Source organism: Burkholderia sp. BCC0506 (assembly GCF_902833145.1).
Lineage (GTDB): Bacteria > Pseudomonadota > Gammaproteobacteria > Burkholderiales > Burkholderiaceae > Burkholderia.
This window is the reverse complement of sequence record NZ_CADFEN010000014.1, coordinates 224,616-232,461: the sequence shown is the minus strand read 5'-3', so window position 1 is coordinate 232,461 and position 7,846 is coordinate 224,616. Positions and strand designations below refer to the sequence as shown.

The 7,846-nt window shown below is 68.2% G+C and carries 4 protein-coding genes; all 4 read right to left on the bottom strand.

Annotated features, from left to right (window positions below):
• Positions 1 to 139 precede the first annotated feature (139 nt).
• Positions 140 to 673: a peptide deformylase gene (gene def / locus HWX62_RS28460; protein ID WP_175932190.1), complete on the bottom strand. Its 534-nt coding sequence runs from the start codon at positions 671 to 673 to the stop codon at positions 140 to 142.
• Complete coding sequence (gene ligA / locus HWX62_RS28455) at positions 670 to 2,745, bottom strand: NAD-dependent DNA ligase LigA (RefSeq protein WP_175932191.1); 2,076 nt, start codon at positions 2,743 to 2,745, stop codon at positions 670 to 672. The genes def and ligA overlap by 4 nt, the downstream gene beginning before the upstream one ends.
• Before the next feature lie 177 nt (positions 2,746 to 2,922).
• A complete protein-coding gene (locus tag HWX62_RS28450) occupies positions 2,923 to 4,200 on the bottom strand; it encodes a cell division protein ZipA C-terminal FtsZ-binding domain-containing protein (protein WP_175932192.1) in 1,278 nt (425 codons plus the stop codon).
• An 84-nt stretch (positions 4,201 to 4,284) separates the two neighbouring features.
• On the bottom strand, positions 4,285 to 7,797 hold the full coding sequence (gene smc / locus HWX62_RS28445) for a chromosome segregation protein SMC (RefSeq protein ID WP_175932193.1): 3,513 nt from the start codon (positions 7,795 to 7,797) through the stop codon (positions 4,285 to 4,287).
• Between the last annotated feature and the right edge of the window lie 49 nt (positions 7,798 to 7,846).

Genomic DNA, 7,846 nt, shown 5'->3' with positions numbered 1-7,846 from the left:
GTTCAGCATCGCTGACCAAGTTAACAGCTTGCCGCTTTGTTTACAACTCCAACCCTAAAAACAAAAATGCCGTTCAGTTCTTAACTGAACGGCATTACCGCTCGAGCGGGCTTTTTTCTTGTCTGCCGGGAACCGGCGATCAATCGTCGTCGGCCGGATCGAGCCCGGGGAACAGCACCTCGGTGAAACCGAAGCGCGTGAAGTCGGTGATCCGCATCGGATACAGCTTGCCGATCAGGTGATCGTATTCGTGCTGGACCACGCGCGCGTGGAACCCCTCGGCAACGCGATCGATCTTCGCGCCGAACTGGTCGTAACCGCTGTAGCGCACCTTCGCGTAGCGGCTGACGACGCCGCGCATGCCCGGCACCGACAGGCAGCCTTCCCAGCCCTCCTCCATGTCCGGCGGCATGTACTCGATCTTCGGGTTGATCAGCACGGTCTCGGGTACCGGCGGCGCATCCGGGTAGCGGTTGTTGCTGCCGAAGCCGAAGATGATGATCTGCAGCCCGATGCCGATCTGCGGCGCGGCGAGCCCCGCGCCGTTCGCGTGATGCATCGTCTCGAACATGTCCGCGACGATCTCGTGCAGCTCGGGCGTATCGAACCGCTCGACCGGTTGGGCGACTTCGAGCAGGCGCGGATCGCCCATTTTCAGGATCTCGCGAATCATGGCGTATTGCCCTCCAGGAGTTGGTGCAGACCGTCTTCGTCCAGCACGGGGATGCCGAGTTCCTCGGCCTTCGCGAGCTTGCTGCCGGCTTCGGCGCCCGCGACCACGTAATCCGTCTTCTTCGATACCGAACCGGCCACCTTGGCGCCCGCCGCTTCGAGCATCTCCTTCGCCGCATCGCGCGTGAGATTCGGCAGCGTGCCCGTCAGCACGACCGTCTTGCCGGCGAGCACGCCCTGCGGCGCCTTCGGCGCGGGCGGCCCTTCCGGCCACGTGACCTTGCCCGGCGCGCGCAATTGCTCGATCACCGTGCGGTTATGCTCTTCGGCGAAGAACTGGTGAATCGACTCGGCGACGATCGGCCCGACGTCGTTGACTTCGAGCAGTTCCTCGATCGACGCGTCCATGATCGGCGTCAGTGACCCGAAATGCTTCGCGAGATCCTTCGCGGTGGATTCGCCGACATGCCGGATACCGAGCCCGTAGATGAAGCGCGCGAGCGTCGTGTGCTTCGCCTTCTCGAGCGAATCGAGCAGGTTCTGCGCGGATTTCTCGGCGAACCGGTCGAGCTCGGCCAGCGTCGCGAACCCGAGATTGAACAGGTCGGCCGGCGTACGGACCAGATTGAGCTCGACGAGCTGGTCGATGATCTTCTCGCCGAGGCCGTCGATATCGAGCGCGCGGCGCTGCGCGAAATGCCACAGCGCCTGCTTGCGCTGCGCCGGGCAGAACAGCCCGCCCGTGCAGCGCGCGATCGCCTCGTCCGGCAGGCGCTCGATCTTCGAGCCGCACACCGGGCATTCGGTCGGCATCACGAATTCGGCCGCGTCCGCCGGGCGCCGGTCGAGCAGCGCGCCGACGACTTCCGGAATCACGTCGCCCGCGCGGCGCACGATCACGGTGTCGCCGATCCGGATGTCCTTGCGGCGTACTTCGTCCTCGTTGTGCAGCGTCGCGTTGGTCACGGTCGCGCCGCCGACGAACACCGGCTCGAGCCGCGCGACCGGCGTGATCGCACCGGTGCGGCCCACCTGCACGTCGATCGCGACGAGCTTCGTCAGCGCTTCCTGCGCCGGAAATTTGTGCGCGAGCGCGAAGCGCGGCGCGCGCGACACGAAGCCGAGCCGCTCCTGCTCGTCGCGCCGGTTGACCTTGTAGACGACGCCGTCGATGTCGTACGGCAGCGACTCACGCTTCTCGCCGACCTTGCGGAAAAACTCGAGCAAGCCCTCGGCACCGTGCACGACCGCGCGCTCGCGGTTCACGGGCAGGCCGAGCGACTCGTACCAGTCGAGCAGCGCGCTGTGCGTGTCGGGCATCGGCATCCCGTCGAGCACGCCGATCCCGTACGCGAAGAACGACAGCGGGCGCTGCGCGGTGATCTTCGAGTCGAGCTGGCGCAGGCTGCCGGCCGCCGCGTTGCGCGGATTCGCGAATTCGCGCTGCTCGGCCGCGCGCTGGCGTTCGTTCAGACGTGCGAAATCGCGCTTGAACATCAGCACCTCGCCGCGCACGTCGAGCACGGCCGGCACGTGCTTGCCCTTCAGCTTCAGCGGAATCGAGCGGATCGTGCGCACGTTCTCGGTCACGTCCTCGCCCGTCGTCCCGTCGCCGCGCGTCGCGGCCTGCACGAACACGCCCTGCTCGTAGCGCAGCGAGATCGCCAGGCCGTCGAACTTCAGTTCGCACGCGTATTCGACGGGGTCGGTCACCGAGCCGGCGAGATCGGTCGTCTTGGCGAGCGCGTCGGCGACGCGCTTGTCGAACGCGACGATGTCCTCGTCGGCGAAGCCGTTGTTCAGCGACAGCATCGGCGCATCGTGGACGACCGGCGTGAAGCCGCCGGCCGCTTCGCCGCCGACGCGCTGCGTCGGCGAATCGGGCGTCACGAGCTCGGGGTGGTCGATTTCGAGCTGCTGCAGCTCGCGGAACAGCCGGTCGTATTCGGCGTCGGGCAGATCCGGCTGGTCGAGCACGTAATAGGCGTGGTTCGCCCGCTCGAGTTGATCGCGCAACCACGCGGCGCGCGCGTCGGGCTGGCTGGCTGGCGGTTCGGCTTGGGTTCGGGCCATGCTGGCGGTAGATTCGTTCTGAAAAATCGGATGCCCGATTATCTCAGTTTGACGCCGCAACGGGGCACGCAATGCGGGCCCGATGGCAGGCTGCGGCGTGCTGCGGCGCACACGAAACGGTGCACGCCGCAGTGACGAACGACGGCGGCGAGACCCGCCGTCCACGCCATCGCGTTGTTACTGGCTGAAGAGGCGGCGCGTGACGGCCGAACCGGCCGGAATGCCGGCTTCCTCGAGTTTCGCGTACAGCTTCATCAGCTGTTGCTCGATCGCGAGCAGCGTCGATTCCGGCAGCGGCCGGCGCGAATCGTCGACGACGCGTGCGCCGATCCGCTCGGACAGCGACTTCGCGTAATCGCACATCAGCCGGAACGGCAGGATGTCCTCCTCCGCCACCGGCACGTCGAGCACCAGCGTGATCATGTTGCCGCCCTTGTACGTCAGGTCGTCGCGCAGGAAGTTCGTATCGCCGAACTGCAGCATGAACACCGGATTCTGCTTCGCATCGAGCTTCACGAAGCGCGTGCCGTCGCGCGACAGCAGCAGCCCGTCCTGCGACGCGACCGCCTGCACGTAGTTCGCGGACCACGGCGCACCGTCCGACATCACGTTGATCGACAGTTGCGCATCGCACTGCGCGGCAAACCCGTCGAGCTCGCGCGCCATCGCGACCGTTTCCATCATGTCCGGGAATTCCGGCGCGCCGTCGATCGCATCGGCGAACTGCTGGACGCCCGTCACGAATTCGGAGAATTCGAGCTCGTTCAGCGCACCGCTGCGGTTCGCGAGCTGCGCGGCCGCCCGCAGTTCCTCGTAGCGCACGCCGTTCTGCAGCAGTTCCCACTGGCCGCCTTCCGGCTTGCCTTCGATGTGCACGGGCTTGCTGCCCGCGCGGCGCAGCCGCTGCGCGACCGGCAGGATCTTGTCGCCCGGCAGCGGGCCGGTGAGGCGGATCGGCACGATGCAGTCGATCCGGCGGTCGACGATCGCGGGCGGCGCCGACGAGACCGTCGTCGCGGCCGGCATCACGGGTTCGGTCGGCTCGGCCGGCTCGGTCGCCGCTTCGTGCGTGGCGGCGGGCACGGCTTCTTCGCCGGCGGCCGGTTCGCCCGATTCGGACGACGCGTCCACACCCGTCGCCTCGGCCTGCAGGTCTGCCGGTGTATCGGCCGGCGCGGCGCCGCCGAACGTCGGCTCGACGCGCGCGGCGTCGGCCGCGGCCGTCGTCGCCGCCGCGGCCGGTGCCGCGGGCTCGCGGCGCACCGGCTGACGCACCGGTTCGATGAACGGCAACTCTTCGTCGCGCTCCGGGCGATTCATCGCCTCGGCCGCCTCTTCCGGCATCGGGCGCGGCATCCTGCGCCGCACTTTCGCGCCCTGCCATGCGTTGTAGACCACGACGCCGCCCACCACGACGGCGCCCGCGCCGATCAAACCGAGTGTCAACTCGTCCATGCACGCTCCATCAGCAATTCTTTTCGTCGGGACCGCGAACGGGCGCCCATGCGCCGCGCGAACGCGGTCCGGTTTCGTCAAACGTCAATTCTGGGCAAAACCCGCGGCGGTTTCCATGTCCACCGCGACGATCCGCGACACGCCCTGCTCCTGCATCGTCACGCCGATCAGCTGCTGCGCCATTTCCATCGCGATCTTGTTGTGCGAGATGAACAGGAACTGCGTCTTGTCGGACATCGCGCGCACGAGATTCGCGAAGCGCTCGGTATTCGCATCGTCCAGCGGCGCGTCGACCTCGTCGAGCAGACAGAACGGCGCCGGGTTCAGCTGGAACATCGCGAACACCAGCGCGGTCGCGGTCAGCGCCTTCTCGCCGCCCGACAGCAGGTGAATCGTCGCGTTCTTCTTGCCGGGCGGCTGCGCCATCACCTGCACGCCGGCATCGAGAATCTCGTCGCCCGTCATGATCAGCTTCGCCTGGCCGCCGCCGAACAGGCGCGGGAACAGGTCGCTGAAATGGCGGTTGACCTCGTCGAAGGTGCCCTGCAGCAGCGTGCGGGTTTCCTGGTCGATCTTGTGGATCGCGTCCTCGAGCGTCGTGATCGCGTCGATCAGGTCGGCCGATTGCGCGTCGAGGAACACCTTGCGCTCGCTCGCGGCCTTCAGCTCGTCGAGCGCGGCCATGTTCACCGGGCCGAGCGCGTTGATCGCGTTGTTCAGGCGCGTGACTTCGCCCTGCAGGTACGACGGCTTCAGATCCGGCGTCAGCTTCGCGGCCAGCGCGGCCTCGTCGACCTCGGCCGCCGCGAGCTGCTCGGCGAACTGCTCGACGGACAGGCGCGCGGCCTGCTCCTTCAGTTGCAGTTCGGTGATGCGGTCGCGCAGCGGCTGCAGCGAGCGCTCGGCGACGAGCCGCTGCTCGTCGGACGCGCGCAGCTTCGCGGTCAGGTCGTCGAGCTCGATGCGCGCGGCCTGCAGCGCCTCTTCCTTCACCGCGCGAATCTCGAGCGCGTCCTGCAGGCCCGTGTGCGCGGTCTGCTCGTTGATCGTCTCGAGTTCGGCGCGCGCGTCTTCCAGCGACGCGGCGACGCGCTCGCTCTGCTCGTGCGCCACCTGGATCGTGCGCTTGAGCTCGTCGATCCGGGTTACCGCGTTGCGCGCGGCGAAGCGCGCGTCGTTCGCGCCGCGCTCCAGGTCGCGCGCCTCCTGACGCGCCTGCGTCAGCGATTCGTCGAGCGACTCGAACGCGAGCTGGTTGTCCTCGAAGCGCGCCTGCAGTTCCGCGAGCTCGCCGTCGAAGCGCTCGAAATTCGCTTCCGACTCCGCGCGCAGCGCACGCTGCTCTTCGATCTGCGCGCCGATTTCCTCGAGTTCCTCGCGAATCTGCGTGCTGCGCTGCGTATAGCGCTCGTGCGCCTGCGCGAGCTTCAGCACGTCCATCTGCAGCGCGTGCACGCGCTGCGTCGCCCGTTCGACCTGGGCGCGCACGTCGCCCAGCGCCTGCGTGGCCTGCGTGTGCGCGGCTTCCGCACGAACGGCGGCGGTACGCGCTTCGTCGGCGAGCAACGCCTGCGCGCGCACCTGGCGCGTCAGGTTCTCGATTTCCTGCTGGCGGGCCAGCATCCCGGCCTGCTCCGAATCGGCGGCGTACAGCTGTACGCCGACGCGCGTGACAATATGGCCGGCCTTGACGACGAACGCGCCGCCCGCCGGCAGCTGCGTGCGCGTCGCGAGCGCCTGCGCGACGTCGTCGGCGACGTACACGTTGCCGAGCCAGTCGTTCAGCACCGCGCGGATGCCCGCGTCGTCGATGCGCACGAGCGACAGCACCGGCCGCAGCCCGGCCACCGCGGCAGGCGGCTCGCCGGCCGCGGGCGGTGCGTAGAACGCGAGCTTCGCGGGCGGCGCATCGGTCGCGAAGGCCTTCACCCAGTCGAGATTCGACACTTCGAGCGCGGCGAGACGCTCGCGCAGCACTGCCTCGAGCGCCGCTTCCCAGCCGGCCTCGACGTGCAGCTTCTTCCACAGACGCGGCAGCGCGCCGAGCTCGTGCTTGTCGAGCCACGGCTGTACCTTGCCCTCGGTCTGCACGTTGTCCTGCAGCTGCTTCAGCGCGGCGAGGCGCGCCTCCAGCTGGTGGATCTGCGCGGCTTCGGCCTGCACGCGCTCCTGCGCGGCGCGGCGCTCGCCGTCGAGGCGCGGCACCGTTTCCTGTGCATCGGCAAGGCGCGCCTGCGCTTGCGCGAGAATCTCTTCCTGCTCGGCCAGCTGCATGCGCAGCTCTTCGAGCTGCGTTTCGTCCGGCGCGTCGAGCCCGCCCGCCTCCGCCTTCAGGCGTTCGTGGCGCTGCTGAAGCTGCTGGAGCTGCTGGTCGGCGTTGCGCTGGTGCGCGGCTTCGAGCTTCAGCGACTGTTCGGTCTGCGCGATCCGCGCGCGCTCGTCGTTGAGCTGCGCCTGCGCGTCGCGCCACTTCGCTTCGAGGGCCGGCAGCGCATCGTGCTTCGCGGCCGCGTTGTCTTCGGCGAGCGCGGCCTTCTCGTCGGCGATCGCGCGCGCCTCTTCGGCTTCCTCGAGCTCGTCCTGCGCCTTCTCGGCCTGCGCGCGCCACTGCTCGCGCTGCGCGTTCAGCGCGGCGATCTGCGCCTGCACGCGATTGCGCGATTCGACGATGAACTTGATCTCGGCTTCGAGACGGCTCACCTCGGCGTTCGCCTCGTAGAGCGCGCCCTGCGCGCCCTGCATCGCGTCGCTCGCCGAGTAGTGCGCGACCCGCAGCGTCTCGAGCTGCGCCTCGACCTCGCGCAGCTTCGCCGTCTGCGCTTCCAGGTCGATCTGCGCCTGTTCGATCGCGCGCTGCTGCTTCTGCTGCTCGCCGGCGGCCTCGTTCTTGCGCAGCAGCCACAACAGGCGCTGCTTCTCCTCGCCGTCGGCGACGAGTTCCTTGTACTTGGTCGCGACCACCGCCTGCGCCTCGAGCTTTTCGAGGTTCGCGCCGAGCTCGCGCACGATGTCCTCGACGCGCGTCAGGTTCTCGCGCGTGTCGTGCAGGCGGTTCTCGGTTTCGCGGCGGCGTTCCTTGTACTTCGACACGCCCGCGGCTTCCTCGAGGAACACGCGCAGCTCTTCCGGCTTCGCCTCGATGATCCGCGCGATCATGCCCTGCCCGATGATCGCGTACGCCCGCGGGCCGAGGCCCGTGCCGAGGAAGATGTCCTGGATGTCGCGGCGGCGCGCCGGCAGGTTGTTGATGTAGTAGCTCGACGTGCCGTCGCGCGTCAGCACGCGCTTCACGGCGATCTCGCCGTACTGGCCCCACTGCCCGGCCGCGCGGCCGTCGGAGTTGTCGAAGATCAGTTCGACGCTGGCCCGGCTGCCGGGCTTGCGGGCGGTCGAACCGTTGAAGATCACGTCCTGCATCGATTCGCCGCGCAGCTCGGAGGCGCGCGATTCGCCGAGCACCCAGCGCACGGCGTCGATGATGTTGGACTTGCCGCATCCGTTCGGGCCGACCACGCCGACGAGCTGGCCCGGAACCTGGAAATGCGTGGGATCGACGAAGGATTTGAAGCCAGCGAGTTTGATCGAGCTCAGACGCACGGCGGTATCGGATGTGAAGAAGGTATGAAACGGACGGGGCCGCCCGGCG

Coding starts and splice junctions, on each gene's coding strand:
- HWX62_RS28450 (WP_175932192.1), bottom strand. CDS start 4,200: ATGGACGAGTTGACACTCGGTTTGATCGGCGCGGGCGCCGTCGTGGTG.
- ligA (WP_175932191.1), bottom strand. CDS start 2,745: ATGGCCCGAACCCAAGCCGAACCGCCAGCCAGCCAGCCCGACGCGCGC.
- def (WP_175932190.1), bottom strand. CDS start 673: ATGATTCGCGAGATCCTGAAAATGGGCGATCCGCGCCTGCTCGAAGTC.